Source organism: Pseudoalteromonas phenolica (assembly GCF_005876835.1).
GTDB classification, from domain to species: Bacteria; Pseudomonadota; Gammaproteobacteria; order Enterobacterales; family Alteromonadaceae; genus Pseudoalteromonas; species Pseudoalteromonas phenolica_B.
On record NZ_PPSW01000027.1, the window covers coordinates 92,900 to 113,935 of the forward strand.

The 21,036-nt window shown below is 42.0% G+C and carries 20 protein-coding genes; all 20 read right to left on the minus strand.

Annotation, left to right across the window (positions count from 1 at the left end; translation table 11 throughout):
- Nucleotides 1-25 precede the first annotated feature (25 nt).
- Complete coding sequence (locus C1E24_RS16530) at nt 26-886, minus strand: MinD/ParA family ATP-binding protein (RefSeq protein ID WP_138483351.1); 861 nt, start codon at nt 884-886, stop codon at nt 26-28.
- Nucleotides 879-2,348 (minus strand): flagellar biosynthesis protein FlhF, encoded by a 1,470-nt coding sequence (gene flhF, locus C1E24_RS16535; RefSeq protein WP_138483353.1) that lies wholly within the window; start codon nt 2,346-2,348, stop codon nt 879-881. The genes C1E24_RS16530 and flhF overlap by 8 nt, the downstream gene beginning before the upstream one ends.
- A 22-nt stretch (nt 2,349-2,370) precedes the next feature.
- Nucleotides 2,371-4,470 (minus strand): flagellar biosynthesis protein FlhA, encoded by a 2,100-nt coding sequence (gene flhA, locus C1E24_RS16540; protein ID WP_138483355.1) that lies wholly within the window; start codon nt 4,468-4,470, stop codon nt 2,371-2,373.
- A 69-nt stretch (nt 4,471-4,539) separates the two neighbouring features.
- The gene (gene flhB, locus C1E24_RS16545; RefSeq protein WP_138483357.1) at nt 4,540-5,670 is read right to left on the minus strand and encodes a flagellar biosynthesis protein FlhB; all 1,131 of its coding nucleotides are present in this window, start codon (nt 5,668-5,670) and stop codon (nt 4,540-4,542) included.
- A gap of 3 nt (nt 5,671-5,673) precedes the next feature.
- Entirely contained in the window at nt 5,674-6,453 is a 780-nt protein-coding gene (fliR, locus tag C1E24_RS16550) for a flagellar biosynthetic protein FliR (protein WP_138483359.1), read from the minus strand.
- A 2-nt stretch (nt 6,454-6,455) separates the two neighbouring features.
- Complete coding sequence (fliQ, locus tag C1E24_RS16555; RefSeq protein ID WP_138483360.1) at nt 6,456-6,725, minus strand: flagellar biosynthesis protein FliQ; 270 nt, start codon at nt 6,723-6,725, stop codon at nt 6,456-6,458.
- A gap of 1 nt (nt 6,726) precedes the next feature.
- On the minus strand, nt 6,727-7,467 hold the full coding sequence (gene fliP / locus C1E24_RS16560; RefSeq protein ID WP_138483362.1) for a flagellar type III secretion system pore protein FliP: 741 nt from the start codon (nt 7,465-7,467) through the stop codon (nt 6,727-6,729).
- On the minus strand, nt 7,460-7,768 hold the full coding sequence (gene fliO, locus C1E24_RS16565; RefSeq protein WP_431188335.1) for a flagellar biosynthetic protein FliO: 309 nt from the start codon (nt 7,766-7,768) through the stop codon (nt 7,460-7,462). The genes fliP and fliO overlap by 8 nt, the downstream gene beginning before the upstream one ends.
- An 86-nt stretch (nt 7,769-7,854) precedes the next feature.
- Entirely contained in the window at nt 7,855-8,253 is a 399-nt protein-coding gene (fliN, locus tag C1E24_RS16570; protein ID WP_138483366.1) for a flagellar motor switch protein FliN, read from the minus strand.
- A 23-nt stretch (nt 8,254-8,276) separates the two neighbouring features.
- Complete coding sequence (gene fliM, locus C1E24_RS16575; RefSeq protein WP_138483368.1) at nt 8,277-9,371, minus strand: flagellar motor switch protein FliM; 1,095 nt, start codon at nt 9,369-9,371, stop codon at nt 8,277-8,279.
- Nucleotides 9,372-9,381: 10 nt separating this feature from the next.
- Nucleotides 9,382-9,906, minus strand: coding sequence for a flagellar basal body-associated protein FliL (fliL, locus tag C1E24_RS16580; RefSeq protein ID WP_138483370.1), 525 nt, complete (start codon nt 9,904-9,906; stop codon nt 9,382-9,384).
- 46 nt (nt 9,907-9,952) lie between these two features.
- Entirely contained in the window at nt 9,953-12,490 is a 2,538-nt protein-coding gene (locus C1E24_RS16585) for a flagellar hook-length control protein FliK (protein WP_138483372.1), read from the minus strand.
- An 86-nt stretch (nt 12,491-12,576) separates the two neighbouring features.
- The gene (gene fliJ / locus C1E24_RS16590; RefSeq protein WP_138483374.1) at nt 12,577-13,020 is read right to left on the minus strand and encodes a flagellar export protein FliJ; all 444 of its coding nucleotides are present in this window, start codon (nt 13,018-13,020) and stop codon (nt 12,577-12,579) included.
- Complete coding sequence (gene fliI / locus C1E24_RS16595; protein WP_058029198.1) at nt 13,020-14,351, minus strand: flagellar protein export ATPase FliI; 1,332 nt, start codon at nt 14,349-14,351, stop codon at nt 13,020-13,022. The genes fliJ and fliI overlap by 1 nt, the downstream gene beginning before the upstream one ends.
- Nucleotides 14,352-14,369: 18 nt before the next feature.
- On the minus strand, nt 14,370-15,188 hold the full coding sequence (gene fliH / locus C1E24_RS16600) for a flagellar assembly protein FliH (protein ID WP_138483376.1): 819 nt from the start codon (nt 15,186-15,188) through the stop codon (nt 14,370-14,372).
- 3 nt (nt 15,189-15,191) lie between these two features.
- Nucleotides 15,192-16,235, minus strand: a complete 1,044-nt coding sequence (gene fliG, locus C1E24_RS16605) for a flagellar motor switch protein FliG (protein ID WP_138483378.1) — start codon at nt 16,233-16,235, stop codon at nt 15,192-15,194.
- Nucleotides 16,228-17,934, minus strand: coding sequence for a flagellar basal-body MS-ring/collar protein FliF (gene fliF / locus C1E24_RS16610; protein WP_138483380.1), 1,707 nt, complete (start codon nt 17,932-17,934; stop codon nt 16,228-16,230). Before fliF ends, fliG begins: the two co-directional genes overlap by 8 nt.
- 21 nt (nt 17,935-17,955) lie before the next feature.
- On the minus strand, nt 17,956-18,294 hold the full coding sequence (fliE, locus tag C1E24_RS16615) for a flagellar hook-basal body complex protein FliE (protein ID WP_138483382.1): 339 nt from the start codon (nt 18,292-18,294) through the stop codon (nt 17,956-17,958).
- A 155-nt stretch (nt 18,295-18,449) separates the two neighbouring features.
- Nucleotides 18,450-19,859 (minus strand): sigma-54-dependent transcriptional regulator, encoded by a 1,410-nt coding sequence (locus C1E24_RS16620; RefSeq protein ID WP_138483384.1) that lies wholly within the window; start codon nt 19,857-19,859, stop codon nt 18,450-18,452.
- Nucleotides 19,856-20,992 carry a sensor histidine kinase gene (locus C1E24_RS16625; protein ID WP_138483386.1) on the minus strand — a complete coding sequence of 379 codons (1,137 nt, stop codon included), beginning with the start codon at nt 20,990-20,992 and terminating at the stop codon, nt 19,856-19,858. The genes C1E24_RS16620 and C1E24_RS16625 overlap by 4 nt, the downstream gene beginning before the upstream one ends.
- Between the last annotated feature and the right edge of the window lie 44 nt (nt 20,993-21,036).

Here is a 21,036-nt window from a genome sequence, read left to right on the forward strand (position 1 = left end):
GCTTTACCCATCGATGACGACATAGTTATCCGTTGACTAGCTGTTCAATAAAAAACTCTAAATGACCAGAAGGTTGATGTGGTATTGGCCATTTAACTGCTTTACTCGCTAACCCTCTAAATGCAACCGCTGCCGGAGAATTTGGAAATAGTTCAACAATGGTTTTTTGACGGCGAGAAGACTTACGCATATTTTCATCAAACGGAATGGTCGCAACTAATTCTAGTGCAACATCTAAAAATCTGTCTGTAACTTTAGAAAGTTTAGCAAAAAGCTCCTGTCCTTCGCGCAAACTTCGAACCATGTTAGCAACAATTTTAAAACGATAAACACCATGCTCACGACTGAGAACCTTAATAAGTGCGTACGCATCAGTAATTGAAGTAGGCTCATCACATACAACCACCATCACATCTTGGGCTGCACGAGAAAAACTAAGCACCATGTCAGAAATACCCGCAGCGGTATCGACAATTAAAATATCAAATTCTGTGTTTAATTCACTGAAGGCACGAATGAGACCTGCATGCTCTGCAGGAGTCAACTCAACCATATTTTGTGAACCTGAGGTAGCCGGTACAATTTTGATACCTGCAGGTCCTTCAACTAAGATTTCATCTAACTCACATTCACCCGACAGAACATGAGATAAGTTCTTTTCTACTCTTAAACCAAGCATCACGTCACAATTAGCCAAACCTAAGTCGGCATCTAAGACGAGTACTCTGTTTCCTTGCTGACCAAGTGCAATAGCCGTATTTAATGAGACATTGGTTTTACCAACCCCTCCTTTACCACCCGTTACTGCAATTACTTTTACGCCATGGTTGCCATTTTGATTCATTCTACGCAGGCCACTTGCTTGATCTAATACTGTGTTAATCATACATTCCTACTGTCTGAGACGCTACAGGTACACGTCGCGAATGTTGTGCTTTTCTTCTCTTTAAATACAATTGCTCAGCCTTTTTGACCATTTTATGAGCATTTGCTACACGAATGTCTTCTGGCACTCGTTGACCGTTAGTAAGATACCCTATTGGCAAGCGATTTTGAATCGCAATACTAATAATCTCGCCTAAACTTAGACATTCATCAAGTTTTGTAAAAATACAACCACTTAAATTCACTTTTTGGAAGTGACGAACCGCTTCTTGCAGTACATGCATTTGCGATGTTGCACTTAAAACCAAATAACTTCTAATATCGACTCTAGAGCTTCTCATTAACGTATTAAGTTGTTCTGTTAAACGGATATCTCTTTGACTCATACCCGCAGTATCTATTAATACTAGACGCTTATTGCGTAAATGATATAAAACTTCTGCTAATTCATTGGCATCTTTTACTTGTTTGACTGGACAACCAATAATTCTGCCGTAAGTTGCCAGTTGCTCATAAGCACCAATTCTATAAGTATCAGTTGTGATTAACGCAACTTTGTCTGCACCGTATTTCTGCGCGCCTAATGCAGCAAGTTTAGCGACTGTCGTTGTTTTACCTACACCTGTTGGACCTACTAATGCATATACACCACCTTGGCGAAGAATATCGTTATTAGTTGTGTGCATTTGATTTGCCACCATTTCAAGCAATGAATTCCATGCTTCTTTACGAGAAACGTCATCAGGGATGAAACAAGCCATTTGTTCAGCTACTTCTTTATCGACACCCATGCCTTGTAAACGATCAACTAAGCAAGCCCTAGTCGGGTCTCTTCTTTCCATTTCTTGCTTCATTAAGCCTGATACTTGGTGTTCAAGTAATTGACGGATGGCATTCATTTCTTCTCTCATGGTTGCCATTTCATCGACTTTTTTTGGCGCAGGTTCAAAATCATCCGCAAACCCTGTATCAAGGTCATCATCAAAGTTCCATGATTGCCCTTGCTGTTGAGTTTTAAGATTTGGTTCAGCTCTGAAGTTTTGTGTTGAGGTTGGACGCTCATAACGCTCTTCAGTCGCTTGACGAGGTTTAAATACTTCTTCGGTATTAATGCCTGATTGAGAGAACATAGATGCAAGCTCAGGCGAACGAGGCTTTGGAGCTTGTCTGTCTAATAAAGCCTGTAAACTATCTGCTACTTGAGCTTGAGGCTCTGGTTTTGCACGCTGAGGGTCTGGGCGAACAATACGAGATTGCACTGCTCGAGGTTGCGCTGGTGCTGGATTAACTTGTGGCGCCTCAACGGGTGTTTCTGGCGCTCTGTCATTATCCACGGCTGCAACAATTTCTACACCATCTGCCAGTTTCTTGTTTGACATAATCACAGCATCAGCGCCAAGCTCTTCTTTTACTTCTTTCAGTGCTGTGCGCATATCTTTGGCAAAAAAACGTTTAATTTTCATGTTACAACCCCTTAATTCCTATCTATTGTCCAACTGAGCTTACAATTTTGATTTGTCTTTCATCTGGTACTTCTTGATATGACATCACTCGAAGACCTGGGATCGTATGTTTAACAAATCTTGAAAGCACACTTCTTAACATACCTGAGGTTAGAAGGATGGATGGGTCGCCTAGCATTTCTTGCGTTTGGTGCGCTTCTCTTAATGATGTTTGAAGTCGCTCCGCAAGGCCTGGCTCTATTCCAGCCCCTTCATCACCCGCGTTCTGAAGTGACTGATGCAACATCTGTTCCAACTCAGGTGCCAATGTTATGACAGGGATTTCGTCGGCACCGCCGACAGCGTCTTGAACGATTAATCTACGCAGTGAAATTCTCACTGCAGAGGTTAATACATCTGGGTCTTGACTACGCGGGCCATACTCAACAAGAGTCTGAACAATCGAGCGCATATCACGAATTGCAACACCTTCATTCAGTAAGTTTTGCAGCACTTTAACAACTGTAGTTAGCGGAAGAATATCTGGTACTAAGCCTTCTACTAAACGAGGGTGTGACTTAGCAAGCATATCTAATAAATTTTGTACTTCTTCATGCCCTAATAACAATGATGCATTGTTTGTAAGTAATTGACTAATATGAGTTGCGACTACGGTTGCTGCATCTACAACAGTGTAACCTAATGAATGCGCTTCATCTTTTTGTTCCGGTTTAATCCAAACCGCCTCTAAGCCAAAAGCTGGATCTGTGGTTGCTACGCCATTGATTGGACCAAATACTTGACCTGGATTTATAGCTAATTCATCACCATGTTTTAATTCACCATTACCTGAGCCAACCCCCATCAAAGTGATACTGTATTCATTTGGATCTAGTTCTAAATTATCTCGAATATGTACAGGTGGAACCAAAAAGCCTAGTTCTTGAGAAAGCTTCTTACGAACACCTTTGATACGACTTAGTAATTCACCACCTTGCGCCTGATCTACAAGTGGAATTAAACGGTAACCAACTTCTAGACCAATCACATCGACTGGTTGAACATCGTCCCAGCCAAGCTCTTTTTGCTCTTGAGGCTTATTTGCAATATCGCCACCTGCGGACTGTTGTTGCGCTTCTTGCTCTGCAGCTTTTGCTTTTTGTTGTTGAGTGTAATAAGCCAAATAACCAAGCAGTGCACCTAAGCTTAAAAATGCAATATGCGGCATACCAGGCACTAAGCCCATCGTGATTAAGATACCCGCAGCAATATAGAGAGATTTCTCGTTTCCTAGTTGAGTTTTAAACTGCTCACCCATGTTATGAGACTCGTTTTGACGAGTGACTACAATTGCAGTACCAATTGAAAGTAAAAGAGAAGGAAGCTGTGCAACCAAGCCATCACCAATGGTCAGTAAGGTGTATACTTCCATGGCTCTTGAAAACGATAAGTCATGTTGGATCATACCAACAAATAAACCACCAATGATGTTGATAGCTAAAATCACAATACCAGCTATAGCATCACCTTTAACGAATTTACTAGCACCATCCATTGAGCCATAAAAGTCTGCTTCACGTGTTACTTCATCACGACGTTTACGTGCTTCATCTGCGCTGATAAAACCAGCATTTAAGTCGGCATCGATAGCCATTTGCTTACCAGGCATAGCATCTAATGTGAAACGCGCAGATACCTCTGAGATACGACCAGCACCTTTGGTAATAACCACAAAATTGATGATAATCAAGATTAAGAAAACAACTAAACCTACAGCATAGTTACCGCCAATGACCACTGAGCCGAATGCCTCAATAACCTTACCAGCTGCATCTCCGCCATTGTGGCCTTCTAATAATACAACACGAGTACTAGCCACATTAAGCGCTAATCGCATGATGGTTGCAATCAGCAGAACCGCTGGAAACATGCCAAACTCTAGTGGTTTCATGGTGTAAACAGTGACAAGTAATACCACCAATGCCAAAGCGATATTAAAAGAGAATAAGATGTCTAAAAGAAATGGAGGTAAAGGCAAGATTACCATGCCTAGAGCCGCAAGCACTAATAATGGTGTTCCGACCCCTTTAGCATAGTCTTTTTTATTTTCATTGAGACTCTGTAAAACCGCTTTAAAATCCATAACTTAACAACTACAAAATATTGACACTGGTCTAATAAAGCAATTAGTGAGCCAATAAAGTTGCAGTGTTTAATGTTTTACATCATCAGGAATAGGCAAATTATTACTGAGCTTGGTTGGTCTTCTACCACGACCCTTTTGATAACGTTTTAACTGAAATACATAGGCTAATACTTGTGCAACAGCTGTAAAAAGCTGATCAGGGATCTGATCACCCACTTCTGTTGTGTGGTAAAGTGAACGCGTTAAGACTGGCGACTCAACGATAGGAACCTCATTACCTTTTGCTATTTTTCGGATTTGCATTGCTAATTCATCAACACCTTTAGCGAGCACAATTGGGGCGCCCGCTTTTTCAGTATCGTATTTAAGTGCAACTGAATAATGGGTTGGGTTAGTTACAATAACATCAGCATCTGGCACGTCCTGCATCATACGCCTTTGTGACATTTCTCGTTGTGTTCTTCTAATACGAGCCTTTATTTGGGGGTCACCTTCAGAGTTTTTGTATTCATCTTTCACTTCTTGCAAAGTCATTTTCAATTGCTTGTGATGATTGTAACTTTGATATGGTGCATCAATGGCTGAAATAATGATCATCGTACAGCTCAATGCTAAAAACATCCAAGCCAATATCTCTAGCGCATGGATAATAGAACTCGGGACCTGCTCAATACTTAAATGAAGTATTTCGTAGAAGAATATTTGGATGAGCAGGATTGCAAAGCCAGCAACTAAAACAAACTTCAATACAGACTTCACCAATTCGACGGCGGCTTGAGGTCCAAACATACGCTTAACACCTTTCATAGGCGACATTTTACTTGCCTTAGGTGCTGCAGCCTGCCAACTGAAATTAAACCCACCTAATATGGTATTGCCAACAATACCCGCGATGGCGATGATAAAAACAAACATCGCCATTGGAAAAAATAATTCAGAAAGCATCTCTCCCCAGACCGAGAACATTTTTGTTGTATCGTATGTTTCATTGCGATTTAACGAGAGGCCTCGGCCCATAATGTTATATAAGCCTTTCGCGATAGCGGGGCCATACATTAGTAATGCAACCGCTGAGAATATCAATACAAAGGTAGTACCTAATTCCTTGGAACGGGCAACTTGCCCTTTTTTACGGGATTCATCTATTTTTTTGTCGGTGGGTTCTTCGGTCCTTTCTTGACCTGAATCTTCAGCCATATTTTACACCGTGCACCCAATTAAATTACAAAGTAGCTCTGTCATTTTAAGCCACTGATATTCATACTGCACAATGAAGTTACCTAGAGTAGCCCATATAATCACTAATCCAGCAACCAAAGTAAATGCAAAACCCACTGAAAAAATATTCATCTGAGGCGCAGCTCTCGTCATGATCCCAAATGATAAATTAATTACCAGCATGGCGGTCAAAGGGGCTAAAGAAAGCGCAAGTGCTGTCGCAAACATCCAGCCCCCCCAATTTACAATTTGCCAATAGTTATCTACTGACCATGTAAATTGTCCAATAGGAATACTTTCAAAACTATAAAGCACCATTTGGATCATCATCAAGTGACCGTTAAAAACAAAAAATAACAACGTTGAAAGGATCAAGTAAAACTGACCTACTGCTGGCACACTTAATCCGTTAGCAGGGTCAACAACTGATGCAAAACCGAGGCCTGTTTGCATTGCGAGAATTTGACCTGCTACGATGAACGTATTCAAGAGTAATATCGAAGCAAAGCCAATTGCAAAGCCTATGATCATCTCTTCAATTACGACTAACACCATGGCAAAAGAAAAAAGATCAGTAAATTGAGATTTAGGCAACATAGGCATTGCGGCAAAGGTGATCACGACACACAGTGCTAACTTAATGCGTGAAGGTACACTTTTTGCGCCCAAACCAGCCATTATCATCATCATACTGGTGACTCGAACGAGCGGCAGGATAAAGTCGCTTAGCCATTGGATAACAACAGCAAAAGGAAACTCCATTATTACCCTGCTATTTCAGGGATTTGCATAATCAACCCTTGGAAGTAATCCATTAGTATCTGCGTGATCCAATGACCACCAATGATCAAAGCAAGGATTGTAATGATAAGACGAGGTAAAAAGCTAAGTGTTTGTTCGTTTATTGATGTCGCAGCCTGGAAGACAGCCACTACAAGACCGATTAATAGACCTGGTACAACAATCGCTGAGACAAGCTTTATAACCACAAATAATGCATCACTTAATATGTCGACAAAAACTTCCGGTTCCATATCAGACTCCTAAGCCAAAACTTCGAGCAAGCGTCCCCATAACTAACCCCCAGCCATCAACAAGAACAAATAGCATAATCTTAAATGGCAACGCAACAATCATTGGCGATAACATCATCATACCCATAGCCATCAAAACACTGGCAACGACTAGGTCAACAATTAAAAATGGAATAAAAAACATAAAACCAATGATAAATGCGGTTTGTAATTCACTGGTAACGAATGCCGGAATAATTACTACAAAGGGAGTGTCTTCCGGGCTATCAAGTTGGTCATAGCCAGCAATTTTCGCAAAGGTTTCAAGATCTTTTATTCTTGTCTGCGATAACATAAATGCTTTTATCGGTTCTTTCGCTTGTTCTAGTGCTTGGATTGATGTGAGTTCTTCATTGAGATATGGCTGAACCGCCCTTTCATTAATTTGCGAAAATATGGGCGCCATAATGAAGAAAGTCAAAAATAACGACATCCCTAGCAAAATCTGATTAGAAGGTGATTGCTGTAAACCGATTGCTTGTCGAAGTATAGCTAGCACAACAATAATGCGTGTAAAAGAGGTCATCATAATGACTGCTGCAGGTATAAAGCTCAGGGCTGTCATTAAAGCTAAAACTTGCAGTGTTACAGAATACTCTTGGGAACCATCTGGATTCGTCGTAACACTCAGCGCTTCTATTCCTTCTGCACCAGCAAAAGGAGCTAGTAGCAGAAATAATATGCCTACACTTAACTTAATCATCTGTTTTGTTCTTCTTATTGGCCGGCATCATAAAGCGGCTTAACTCTTTTGCAAAAGCAGGGGTATTTTGGTCACTCAAGGGAGTTTCGAGCTGATACAAATAATTAATGTTTTGAGAAGTGACCCCAAGGAGGTGGTGCTTGCCATCAAGCTCAATCACCATCAAACGTTCTCTGTTACCCAAAGGAAAGCTTCTTACAACTTTAAAGTCGGGGCTATTACCTAGACTAGGATTAAGCCTTTTTAAAAGTACCGCCATACCAACAATTAAGCCTAACACCAAAAAAAGTGATAGGCTCATTGATACTAAATCGCTACTCAGACCAATATTACTTGACCCAGCAAGTGCCGGAGTGGAAAACCCTGCAACCGGAAGCAACCCCTTTCTCATCGTAGCTTCTTAATTCGCTCAACTTGACTGATAACGTCTGTAAGACGAATACCAAACTTATCGTTTACAACAACGACTTCTCCGTGGGCGATAAGCGTTCCATTAACAAGCACATCTAGAGGCTCACCCGCAACTCTATCAAGCTCAACAACTGAGCCTTGGTTAAGCTGAAGTAAATTACGAATATTAATCTTAGAACGACCCACTTCCATCGAAATGGTGACTGGGATATCTAAAATAGTATCAAGCTTACGCTTTTCTTCTGCCGATAAACTTTGAGACGAATCCTGTAACTCATCGAGCTCGGCAACCGAAACATCGCCGCCATCATCGGCACCTTCTGCTTCAGCTAGGGCCGCAGCCCATTCATCCATAGTATCTTGATCATCGCTCATAACTTAAAACCTAATAGTTAACCTTACCAATCTAAATCCACACCTTCTGATAGGTGTAGATCTTCCTCTAGCTCTGCCAGCTCAGCGTCAGAATCGAGCTTTTTCCCGCCTTTTGTGAAAACATGAAGCTCAGACTTAACAGATTCAGGGCGTTTAATTTTTTCACTAATTTGTAGTGCAACATTATCTCTAGAACGGCCCATTTTCGCTCTAAACGTTGGTAAATCTTCAACAAAAACAGTTATATGTTCTGGCATCTCAACTGGGATAACATCACCAGCTTTAAGCCCCATAACCTGCTCTAATGATAAATCTATTTCTAACAGTTGCGTAGATAACTCAACTTCAACATCCATGATTTCATCACGCAACGCTTTACTCCAACGCAAATCCGTATCTTCTGTATCAGATTGCACACCGGCATCTAACAGCTCTCGAATAGGTTCAAGCATTGAGTAAGGTAGTGAGATATGAAAATCCCCGCCGCCGCCATCAAGCTCTATATGGAATGAGCTAATAACAACCACTTCAGTTGGGCTTACAATATTAGCCATCGCTGGGTTTACTTCTGAGTCTAAGTACTCAAAAGACACATCCATTACAGGCGCCCAAGCTTCTTTGTAGTCCTCGAAGATGATTTTAAGCAGCATCTGTACGATACGACGCTCAGTTGGAGTGAATTCTCGGCCTTCAATTTTTGCATGGTAACGGCCATCACCACCAAAGAAATTATCTACTAAAATAAATACTAGGCGCGCTTCCATGGTGATCAAGCCAGTACCTTTTAAAGGTCTAAACCTCACCATATTGAGGCTGGTTGGAACAAACAAGGTATGTATATACTCACCAAACTTGAGCATTTGTACGCCATTAATAGATACTTCGGCTGTACGACGCATCATATTAAACAGGCTGATCCGCATATGCCTTGCAAATCGTTCGTTAACGATTTCAAGGGTCGGCATACGACCACGAACAATACGATCTTGAGAAGAAAAGTCATACTGTAGTGCACCAGCTGAGGACTCACCGCCTTCTTCGACTACCTCGTCTTCTTCGACTTCATCAACACCGTGTAAGAGCGCATCAATTTCGTCTTGGGATAATAAATCGCTCACTTAACCCTCGCTACTGCATTACAAAGCCGGTGAATAACACACGTTCGATCACTTTACTGCCTTCAACGGCTTCCATCGCGGCCTGCACTTTATCTAACGCGGTTAGACGGATAGTTTCTTTACCCGCTGACGTACTTAACTCGTCAGCGGTCGTGGTTGAAAGAACGCCTAATAATGTACTTTCAATTAGTGGAATATGTTTCTTAGCAACTTCTTCATTGACGTCACCGCGCACAAGAAGTTGCACCTTAATTTGTACAATTCGATCTCGGCTTGCGCCTGGCACATTGAATACAAAAGGTCTTGGCATCGCCACGTATAATGCACTGCCAAGCTCTGCACCTGAAGATTCAGAAGCAGCCTCTGTGGCAACCGTTTCTTCCGCTAAAGTCTCAGCCGGCTCTTCATCACCTGATAAAAATAAAAAAGCCCCAACAGCACCTGCAATTAAAACTACAGCCGCAGCAATGATAATAATGAGCTTTTTCTTGCCGCCACCCGACTCTTCAATTTCTAAATCAGTTTCTTCTGCCATGCCTAGCCTTCAAATTTTATTCTAATCTAATCAATATTAGCAGCTGTTAAGCGTAGTAATCTATGCCAGACTCACTGCTTGATGAATTTGTTCTAGTTTGTTGGCTATTTTGCGCTTGTGATTCCTGATTAGCAAGCTTTGAATTGCCAAGTTCTTGAGCTTCATCAGTACCTTGCTCAGAACTTGAACCGGAATCCTGTTGAATATTACTCTCTCCTAGTTGGATACCTTGTTCAGCGAGCATTTCTTTAAGTTTAGGCATAGATTGCTCTAATGCCTCTTTTGCTTGCTGATTTTGTACAACAAAGTTCACCTGTGCTTGCTCCGCTTCGCTACGAATGCGAATTTGCATACTGCCTAGCTCTGGCGGATCGAGTCGAATTTCCGCTTCTTTATTATTAATGTTCAGCATTGCATTCACTTTGTCATGTAATGCTTTTACCGCATCATTTTTCTGCAAGTTAAAAGTTTGAGCAATATTTGGGTCAGTACTTGCTTTTTGAGTGACTGATGCACTTTGCTGCGTTTGCGCATTTTGCAATACATTATCAAACTGCTGAACTGATTGAGAAATATCTAAGTCGTGTGTTGATTGCACATTCGCTAATGATGTCTGCTGTATTATTGACTTAAAAATATTCTCTGTTTTCGGGCTCATCTCAGCTTTGCGGCCTTGCTTTGCAAACTGCTCATTGTTGGCCTGCGTTACATCTGATAAATCAGCCATTGAAACTCGCTCATTCTTTGTTTGTTCTACAGATGCTTGAGCTGTCTCAGATAAACTTTGAGTCGTTACTTTTGTGCTGTTGTAATTTGCTAAATCTGCACTGCCTTTAGTCTGAGTTGCAGTGCCCCCCATAACATTGACAACTTTCTGATCTGTTTTTTTACTATCTTGACTCTGCATATCATTACTTGATTTAAGTATTGATAGAGTCTGTTCAGCACGTTCCAACTGCACGTCATCTAGCTTTCCACTATCAACGGCCTGTTGCAATGATTGTTGTAATGCAAGTTTATCTTGATTTGGAAGTGACTTTATTTGCTGCTCTAAAGTGCTTGGATTGACAGGCGTTTTATCTGCCAAATGTACCACTTTATCTGTAACTCGGTTACTGCCTTCTTGGCGTTCGGTTACCTTATCTAGATGTGTCACTACTTTTGCTTCATTAGAAATAGAAACATTATCTGCTGTGGGTTCTTTTACTGATTGCTTAAAGTCAGTTGTTAATGTATCTACCCTTTTATCAGCGTGTATTTGCGGTGATTTATTATTTTGTTCATTTGATTTCTGAATGACATTAGTATCAGATTTTTTAATCGCATTTAAATCTGACACCTGATTAATATCAGTATCAGATTTTTTAATCGCATTTAAATCTGACGCTTGGTTAACATCAGCATCTGGTTGCACCTCATTCATTAGCATAGATGATGGTTTTTCGCTTGATTTAGGTGAAGTTTGCTCCACTGCTACATTGCTAATTAGCTTTTCGCTTTTACTAGCCTGATTATTAACTGACTCCGTAAGCCCCTCGTCAACATTACCTGACAGAACAATAGATTGAGATTGAGTCTGTGCTTGCCCATTAAAAGCCTGCGGCTTGCCATCTTTAGATGGCATTTGATTTTCTTCAATTGGCTTGCTTGATAATGCCGTTGAAGGTCTGATTTCCTCAGTGTCACTAGTTGATATAGTATCCACTTGCGTTTGCCCGCCAAGTAATGAAACTAGCTCAGATTTAGCAGACATTACTTTTACCGCTTCATTTTCATCTCGCCCTAAATCTGGTGGTGAAATTTTATCCGCTTCTTTCTCAGTGTTTACAGGCAAAGCCGCTTTACTGCTATCAAACTGTGATAGCACGTCTTTCAAAGCTTTTGGCACTGGTGCCAGATGCTGTTTTACGTCGGTAGTTTGAGAAGTTGAAGCTTGGATCTGAGCAAGTAATTTATCAGAGGTTGAAGGCTCAACTTGAGCATTTGTAAGCGTACCAGTTTGACTAGGTGTATTAATATTTTGTTTATTTGGCTTGGCAATTTCAGGTTGTTCGACTTGACCCGCATTCAAAGCATTATTATCAGTAACTGGCTTAGTCGCTTGTTGACCTTCAGCATTCACCTGCTCATGATCTTGTTGCCCATGATAAAAACTAATATTTGCTTTTTGCTCAGTGCCTTTTGTCGTAGCTATTTGTTCTAAGTTTTTTTTCTTATCATCAACAGCTTGTTCACTCGCTTCGCGAGCGTTTTCTACTAAAGGCGTTTCACTCGACTCTTTCTGCTCTGGATCACTATTAGATAAAGCCCCTGCTTTTTTAGAGTCTGCCACCATGAGTTTGTCTACATCACTGACTTTCTCATTGTGCTCACTCACTGGCTTTTGGGTAATTTCAATAGCATCTTGTTCACTCGCACTATTTTTAGTAATAACTTTCGTTGCATCAACGCTCGTTGATGCCTTTTCAGCACGCTCTAACTCTGAATAAAAGGCGCTTTTGTCTGTTTGCTCTTTTTCGCTGGCAAATCGCGCTTTTTCAGCTTGGCTCAATTTTAGATCCACTTCTAATTTTAAATTAAGCATATCTACACCTTTTTAGAGCGGCAACACTAAGCCGCATTAGTATTAAATTCTATAATCTGTAAGAATCAAGCAATATTTAAGCCAAGCTAGCTTGCAACACGTCTCATAAATATATTCGTGGCGAACTCGTCTAACATTTTTTGTTCAGCTTTATTTTCTTTGGCTTGCTTTTCAATAACTTTCTTTTCAATTAACTTTGCAATCGCCTTAGTTTTCGCTTGTTGAGCTAGCCAAAGTTTTCGACGCTGCTCTTCAACTTGTTTCGCCGTTCTCACCGTTGTTGCTTGCTGATTTATCGCTTCTTCAATTTTATTAATGAATGAATTGTACTGTTTAATGCTTTCACAGCTCATACCTTGTTTGGCTTTGTTGTGAAGCTGATGGCTATACTCCAATCGAAAGTCGTTTAGGCCCTGGAGCTTTTGTTGGTTACTGATAAAGTTTTGTTGCGCTTGCACATAATTAATGCGTAACCCCTCTTCTTTATCAGTCTCAAGTTTGAGTAATAAATCTAATTTATTTTTCGCCATTAGCCTTGTCCTAGTAACTGTGCGAGGCCTTGTAAACACTCGTCATAACGCAATACATCTTTCATTCCTTGCTGCAAGAAACCATTCACTTGCGGCATCATTTGTATGGCTTGATCTAGCATAGGGTCGCTTCCCTGTTGATAAGCACCTAATGTGATCATGTCTTTGTTTTGCTGATACATTGAGTAAACTTGTTTTAGTACTCGCGCTTGCTGCATATGTGGCTCAGAAACAACTTGTGGCATAACACGACTAATAGACTTTTCGATGTCTATCGCCGGGTAATGGCCGCTGTCAGCCAGTTCACGGGATAAAACAATGTGTCCATCTAAAATTGCACGCGCTGAGTCGGCGATGGGGTCTTGCATGTCATCACCTTCACTTAAAACAGTGAAGAATGCCGTGATAGATCCTTGCCCTTCACCTCCATTACCTGCCCGCTCCACCAGCGCAGGGAGTTTTGCAAATACCGAAGGCGGGTAGCCTTTTGTGGCTGGCGGCTCACCGACTGCAAGTGCTATTTCACGCTGCGCCATAGCATAACGTGTCACTGAATCTAAAAGTAATAAGACATTTAAACCTTGATCGCGAAAGTACTCTGCTATAGTAACTGCACTCTCGCAGCCTTTTAAACGCATCAGAGGAGAAGCATCAGCAGGAGCTGCAACCACAACCGAGCGACGTCTACCTTCTGGGCCCAAGATTTCATCAATAAACTCTTTTACTTCGCGGCCACGCTCTCCCACTAAGCCTACAACAATGACATCCGCCTCACTACCACGAGTCATCATGCCAAGCAAAACTGATTTACCCACACCACTGCCCGCAAATAAACCCATACGCTGACCTTGCCCAACGGTAATGATCGAGTTTATTGCGCGCACACCCACATCCATAGGTTGACTGATTGGGCGTCTCGCCAGTGGATTGATTGGATCTTGAGCAAACTTAAGATAGTGCTCTGCTTCAATAGCACCTAAACCATCTAATGGTCTTCCAAGGCCATCAACGACTCGACCTAATAAGCACATGCCAACTGGTAGGCCGGTTTCGTTTAATTGGGGGATCACTCGCGCACCTGGTAATACACCAGAAATGTGATCGTTTGGCATGAGATAAAGTGTATCACCGTTGAAGCCAATCACTTCGGCGTCGACAAAACCGCGAATGGTTTCGATTTTACATTGACTGCCAACAGGTGCACTCAACCCTCGCGCTTCGAGGGTTAACCCCACCACGCGAGTCAAGCTGCCAGCAACGGGCGTAGCAAATGGCTTAATGTGTTTTTGATAGCGTGTTAAACGCTCAGCTAAAGGACTTTCGACACTCATGCATGATAATTTCTGGTATTAGATACCACTATCATGCAAAAACTTCTCCATAATTTCGTTTAATCGTGTTTTAAGTGTCATATCTATTGAAGACTGGGCTGTTTTTACTTCACAACCACCTCTGTCTAGTGTTGGTTCAGCCACCAGTTGCCAGTGCTGTTGTTGAAGGTGTTCAACGCCATAAGCTTCTTCTACTAAACTTAGGTCCTCTGGATTCAAATGAATTTTGACCGCTTGCTCTCCCATTGGTAAAGCATCAATGGCTTTCTTTAGTGCCACTAAAATAAGCTCTGGGTGAGTTTGCAGTTCTTTAAACACCACTTGCTCCGCCAATAATTTGGCAAGGTGAACAAGTTGCTTCTCAACCGTTTCATCTATTTTATTTAGAGGCGTTGCAATCCCTTCAATTAATTGACCTAAGTACTGCAACTTCTCTTCAACCAAAGGCTTGGCATCGTTCAAACCTTGCTCTTTGCCAATTTCTATACCTTCTTTATATCCAGCTTCTTTTCCTTCCGTGACGCCTTTATCGAACCCTTCGATATAACCTTGTTCATGACCTTGCTTGATGCCTTCTTCATAGGCGTCTTGACGGATCTGCTCAAGCTCTTCAAGCGTCAGTGTAGGGAATTCTTCTGGCTCTTGTGTTTCAGGTTCATCTTCATGCGCATGCTGCTGTTTTTGATAAACTTGTTCAAGTGGTTGTCCAAATGCCGTAGACCGGCCTGAGAACTTGGTCAGATCTTCGCTTACATCCGGAATAGGCCAGCTTTTTAACAATTCATCAATGGCTTCGCCTTCAACCGGCCTGCCTTTATAAAACTTTTTATCACTCATCGATTACAAGAACTCTTCTCCGCCGCCGCCACCCAGCATAACCTCACCTGAATCAGCAAGACGACGAGCTGTCGATAAGATTTCTTTCTGTGCGGCCTCCACTTCACTGATACGCACTGGTGGCATTGCTTCAAGGTCATCTGCCATCATCTCTGCTGCACGTTTAGACATATTACCTAATATCTTGTCTTTCAATGCATCGTCAGTACCTTTGATTGCTTTCATCAATACATCTTGCTGTACTTCACGCAGAATAGCTTGAATACCACGATCTTCAACATCCATCAGGTTCTCAAATACAAACATCAGATCTTGAATTTGTTGTGACATCTCTTCGTCATGCTCACGGATTGAATCCATTAACTGACCTTCAACATTGGTGTCTAGGTAGTTCATGATATCTGCTGCCGCTTTTAAGCCGCCCATTTTCGCAGCCTGCGCACCGGCTTGACCTGCGAACTGTTTCTCCATGATCTCGTTTAGCTCTTGTAGTGCGGCTGGCTGAACTTCTTCTAAGTTCGCAATACGCATAGTCAAATCTAGGCGGACTTTTTCAGGGAATTGCGACAAAATTTCGGCGGACTGTTCTGGCTCTAAATAACTTAATACGATGGTTTGGATCTGCGGGTGCTCGTTACGAATAATATTGGCAACTTGCTTTGAGTCCATCCATTTCAATGAGTCTAGACCTTTCGCTCCAGAGCCCATGACAATTTGGTCAATTAGGCTTGCCGCTTTATCTTCACCTAGTGCAGCCGTAAGTGCTTTTTTGATAAAGTCTTCAGATTGGAAACCTATTGTACTGAAGCTTTGGATCTGCTCAATAAATAGGTTATGAACCGCACTGATCTTAGCTTGTGAAAGGTCATCTAAGGCTGCCATAGCCATACCGACCTTCTGTACTTGCTTTGGCTCAAGATGTTTTAAAATTTGTGCGGCATCTTCTTCTGTTAAGCTCAGCAATAAGATGGCGGCTTTATCAACCCCGTCGAGCTTCTCAACATCAAAAGCCGCTGGGAGCTGTTTTTGTTCTTCTTCGTTACTCATCTTCCGTTAACCACGCTTTCACAACTTGTGATGATAATTCTGGTTCATTGGCTACAAGCGCTCTTACTGCTTTCAGTAAGTCTTCGTCGCCGTGTAAGTCTGGTAATTGTAAAGTACCATCTGATGAGAAGCCAACTGCTGATGAATCAAATTCGTTGTTCAACATATCTAGCGTACTATCACCTAAGTCTACGCCGGTTGTTAACGCATCTTCATCAAAGTCTTCTAGTGTGTCATCTGGGTCAATCAGACGTTTCAGCATTGGACGAACAACCGCTAGTATAAGCACTATAATAACCAAGGCACCAAGCGCAAGACGGATTGTTTTCATAAACCAATCTTGTTCCCACAGCGGCAGATCAGCTTGTTCTATGATATCTTCACGAACAAACGGGACAGTTACAACCTCTAGCGCGTCACCACGTTGCATATCAAAACCCACACCACCTTGAAGTAGACGACGAATATTCATCAACGCCTCTTGGCTACGAGGTGCCATTGTCATATTGCCTTCTTCATCTGCTTTTGGCAGATAATCTACTGCCACTGAAACGCTGATGCGACGAATAACGCCTGTTTGCTGACGCTTGTGGCTGATAGTTGTATCTAATTCATAGTTACGAGTGGCTTCTTTTTGTGAACGAGAAGGCGATGAGCCTTGACCGTTAGCGCCACCTGCTATTTCAGGAATATTTGAATTTACTGGTGGTTGGTTCGATAGCGCTCCCGGGATACCTGCGGTAATTCCACCGATGTTGCTTTCTTCAAAGGTGGTTTCGCTACGTACAGCAGGTAAGTCAGGGTTATAGCGTTTCTGCGTTTCTTCAACTGCGCTAAAGTCCATGGTTAAATCTACTTGTGCGGTATACTTACCAAGGCCAACAACAGGAATAAGGATGCTATCAATTTTTTCTAAATATTCTTGTTCACGCTTGCGCTCAATTTCATATTCTTTACGCGAGCGTGCAGCCAGTGAGTCCTGCGAACCTGAATTTAACAGACGACCGTTTTGATCTGTTACTGTTACACGTGCGGGTTCTAAACCTTGCACAGCTGAAGCAACGATATCTACAATCGAATCAACTTCTTCACCGCCAAGCGTTCTACCACGCTTTAAAGTAATAACCACGGTAGCCGAAGGCTTCTTCTCGCGACGGGCAAATACATTTTCTTTAGGTATAGCTAAGAGTACTTTGGCACGGTTAATATCTTGTAGCTCTTCGATTGTTCGCGCTAGCTGCTGTTCACGACTATGCTTAAGGCGCTCGCGCTCTAAGCGCTGACTCACACCAAAGCCCATGTCTTGCATCAATATATCTGTGCCAGAACTCGGCGCTTGCGTGAAACCATCACGGGCCATTTGTAGTTTTATGGTTTGGTAATCGGTCTCGGCAACCATAATGGTGTTGCCTTCCAGCTCATAATCAATTTTCTGAGCATCAAGAAAATCGAGAGTCTGCACAAGCTCTTCGGTTGGGTACTGGCCCAGTGGACGCATATCAGGTTGGCGTGCCCAAATGATAATTGCAATTGCTATTGCCAAACAAATAGCTAAAGCAATGATAATAGTCACCTGGCGAAGCATATCAACGCCACTTAATGCGCTTAAATATCCCGACTTTTGCTCTTGCTGCTCTTCAGAGCCAGCGCCAGCATTGCCATCGGTTAAAGTCAGATCAGTTGATTGATTCGTTGCCACGGTGCTACTCCACTACCCAGATTAAACTGGCATATTCATGATTTCTTTATAAGATTCTACAAGTTTATTTCTAACTTGTACCGTTGCTTCGAAAGCCACTGATGATTTTTGTGATGCTATCATGACTTCGGCAAGTGAAACACTTCTATCACCCATCTCTAGCGCAGTAACTTTTGATTTAGCGTCTTTTTGTAAACCACTTACCGTATTAATTGCGTCTGACAGCAAATCGCCAAATTGCGCTGAAGAAGTTGCCGCGGTTTTTTGCACTGCAACTTCATTAGTTTTAATGGTATTTCTCGTTGCCTCTACTGCAAGAGACTGCATTTCTTGATAAAGAGAGTTTGGTTGGATTTTCATAACACCCACTCCAATAAAAACATATAACTTGTAAAAGCACAAAGTGTGCCACAAATTAACCCTTTATTTTCAGTGTGTTGAGTTAATTTAATGTGAGTCGACTTTTTGACAATAAGAAAGAGGCCAAGAGTTTGGCCTCTTATAGAATAGAGAAGTTATGCAGGTAACGGGATCCCCATGTCGCGCATTTTAGCTAATTTATAACGTAAAGTTCTTGGACTCATACCCAGTATCTCAGCAACGTCTTTACGCTTACCATTACACTTATGAAGCGTATCTAAAATAATTTGATGCTCTTTATCTTGTAAAGTCGCTTTATAATTTGCAGCATCATAACTTTCTATGTCACTGATTACAGGCTCAACTTGTCGCGCCTGTTGCTCCACATTGATCTGTGGCGACACTTTCATATTCGTTGTTCTTGTAGTTACTAAACTAGGTTGATAATTTTCAATAAAAATATCTTCACCATGTACAACATCGCCCTGCTGCAAGATCAAAGCACGTTGAACCACATTATCAAGCTCTCTGACATTACCAGGCCAAGAATGTGATAATAACTTTTGCTTTGCACTATCACTTAATTGCACTGCTGGCTTGCCTGCTTTGTTGGTATGTCTTGCTAACAAATGCTCAGCTAACACTACGATATCACCCGGGCGCTCATTCAGTGGTAGCCACATCAGAGGAAAAACATTCAAACGGTAATACAAATCTTCTCTAAACTTACCTTCAGCCACCGCCTCTTTAAGGTCACGGTTACTGGTCGCCAAAACTCTGACGTCTAAGTCGATGGTTTTTCTCCCACCCAAACGCTCTACTTCTCGCTCTTGCAACACGCGAAGGAGTTTGGCTTGCAAGCCTAAATCCATTTCGGTAATTTCATCTAACAAAATAGTGCCTTTTTGAGCTTGTTCGAATTTACCCGGACACGCTTGAATAGCACCTGTGAATGCACCCTTTTCATACCCAAACAAAGTAGCTTCGAGCATATTTTCAGGAATAGCCGCACAATTGATAGCGACAAAGGCTTCATCTTTACGTTCTGATTTATCATGAATGAATCGAGCCAATACTTCTTTACCCGAACCACTTGGCCCTAGCACCATAACACTAGCGTCAGATTTCGCGACTTTATTAGCAAGTTCAAGTAATTGCAGACTTTGTGGATCAGCAACCACAGGGCCTTCTGTTTCTTTCTCTTTTGCCGGCATATAGCGACTAACCATATTCAGAAGTACTTCTGGTGCGAACGGTTTTGCCATGTAATCAATGGCACCTAAACGCATGGCCTCTACGGCATCATCAATGGTTGCGTAAGCCGTCATCATCAGCACGGGCAAATCTGGGTAGTTAAGCTTAATGGTTTTGAGTAAATCCAAACCACTCATTGCGCCCATTTGTACATCGCTAACCACAATCGAGAAGGTTTGTTTTTTTAAAAGCATCACCGCTTCTTCGGCAGAGCTCGCCTCAACCGTATCAAAACCTGAAAGTTGAAGTGTATCGATTAGTGCTTCTCTTAACCCTGCATCATCTTCAACGACTAAAATTGAATGACTCATACAACCTCCAATTGCTCTGTGCTAAATGAAATTGGCAGTAGTAAACTAAAACACGCTCCGCCTTGCTCATTATTAGTAACTTCTACTTTACCCTTGTGCGAGTTAGCCACTGAGCTAACAACCGCTAAACCTAGGCCCGTACCTTGGCTTTTTGTGGTAAAGAAGGGTTCAAATATTTTTTCTGACAGCGCTAAATCGACACCTGGGCCATTATCAGAAACAGAAATTCTGACTCTGTCAGATTCGTCGTCTCGCGCTGCGCTTAGTGTGATGTGGGCATCTTTGCCAATCACTTGAATACTATTGTGAATTAAATTTTGAATGGCACTGGCGAGCGCTGTTTTATTACCTAAGATTTCAATGTCCGGCTCTGGTAAATTTACTTCAAGCTCACTACTATTCATCGCCACCATGGCATCTGCACCTGCTTTCACTTCACTCAGCAGTTGTTGCATAGACACCTTTTCGATCACTTGCTGCTCACCACTTTTTGCAAACAACAACATATCGTTTACTTGCGATTCGAGATCTTTCAATCTAGACATCAGCTTTTCATGAAAACGTGAACGAGATGCTTCAGGTACTTTATTACTTCCTAAATTGGCAGCATACAGCATAGCTGCCGAAAGTGGCGTTCTTACTTGGTGTGCTAGCGATGCAACCATTTTACCCAGAGAGCTCAAACGCTGCATATGTGCCATACGTTTCTGTAAACGACGAGTTTCTGTTAGGTCAGTCATTAAAATTAATTGACCCGGCTCTGGCGCAAGTGCGGTAATATCAAGCTTAATTAATCGGCCGTCTCGCAATGACACTTCATGACCATCATCTTGCTGTGGGCTAAAAGAGCGCTGAATGATATTAAACCATTTTTCACCTTCTAGTGGCTCACCCAACATATCAATGGCAATTTGATTTGCTTTCGCAATCATGCCTTGACCATCGAGCACCACAACACCAGCAGGCATAGTATCAACTAGGTGACTTAACCAACTTGCTTGTTGACGTAAGTCGCTTAATTCCCCCACATAAGCCTCCTGCAGTAAACATGGGTTAAACTCTAAATCAGGTCGACGACTTAGAGGTGTTACTGGAGATAAATGTGATGTCTGGGCTAATTGTGCTAGTGCCATAACGTTAATCTCAAAACTTTAAACTAACCGAATAAAGCAGATTA

Bases quoted from the DNA above. Each gene is read 5' to 3' on its own strand.
- C1E24_RS16530 (WP_138483351.1), bottom strand. From the start codon at position 886: ATGATTAACACAGTATTAGATCAAGCAAGTGGCCTGCGTAGAATGAAT.
- flhF (WP_138483353.1), bottom strand. From the start codon at position 2,348: ATGAAAATTAAACGTTTTTTTGCCAAAGATATGCGCACAGCACTGAAA.
- flhA (WP_138483355.1), bottom strand. From the start codon at position 4,470: ATGGATTTTAAAGCGGTTTTACAGAGTCTCAATGAAAATAAAAAAGAC.
- flhB (WP_138483357.1), bottom strand. From the start codon at position 5,670: ATGGCTGAAGATTCAGGTCAAGAAAGGACCGAAGAACCCACCGACAAA.
- fliR (WP_138483359.1), bottom strand. From the start codon at position 6,453: ATGGAGTTTCCTTTTGCTGTTGTTATCCAATGGCTAAGCGACTTTATC.
- fliQ (WP_138483360.1), bottom strand. From the start codon at position 6,725: ATGGAACCGGAAGTTTTTGTCGACATATTAAGTGATGCATTATTTGTG.
- fliP (WP_138483362.1), bottom strand. From the start codon at position 7,467: ATGATTAAGTTAAGTGTAGGCATATTATTTCTGCTACTAGCTCCTTTT.
- fliO (WP_431188335.1), bottom strand. From the start codon at position 7,768: ATGAGCCTATCACTTTTTTTGGTGTTAGGCTTAATTGTTGGTATGGCG.
- fliN (WP_138483366.1), bottom strand. From the start codon at position 8,253: ATGAGCGATGATCAAGATACTATGGATGAATGGGCTGCGGCCCTAGCT.
- fliL (WP_138483370.1), bottom strand. From the start codon at position 9,906: ATGGCAGAAGAAACTGATTTAGAAATTGAAGAGTCGGGTGGCGGCAAG.
- C1E24_RS16585 (WP_138483372.1), bottom strand. From the start codon at position 12,490: ATGCTTAATTTAAAATTAGAAGTGGATCTAAAATTGAGCCAAGCTGAA.
- fliJ (WP_138483374.1), bottom strand. From the start codon at position 13,020: ATGGCGAAAAATAAATTAGATTTATTACTCAAACTTGAGACTGATAAA.
- fliI (WP_058029198.1), bottom strand. From the start codon at position 14,351: ATGAGTGTCGAAAGTCCTTTAGCTGAGCGTTTAACACGCTATCAAAAA.
- fliH (WP_138483376.1), bottom strand. From the start codon at position 15,188: ATGAGTGATAAAAAGTTTTATAAAGGCAGGCCGGTTGAAGGCGAAGCC.
- fliG (WP_138483378.1), bottom strand. From the start codon at position 16,235: ATGAGTAACGAAGAAGAACAAAAACAGCTCCCAGCGGCTTTTGATGTT.
- fliE (WP_138483382.1), bottom strand. From the start codon at position 18,294: ATGAAAATCCAACCAAACTCTCTTTATCAAGAAATGCAGTCTCTTGCA.
- C1E24_RS16620 (WP_138483384.1), bottom strand. From the start codon at position 19,859: ATGAGTCATTCAATTTTAGTCGTTGAAGATGATGCAGGGTTAAGAGAA.
- C1E24_RS16625 (WP_138483386.1), bottom strand. From the start codon at position 20,992: ATGGCACTAGCACAATTAGCCCAGACATCACATTTATCTCCAGTAACA.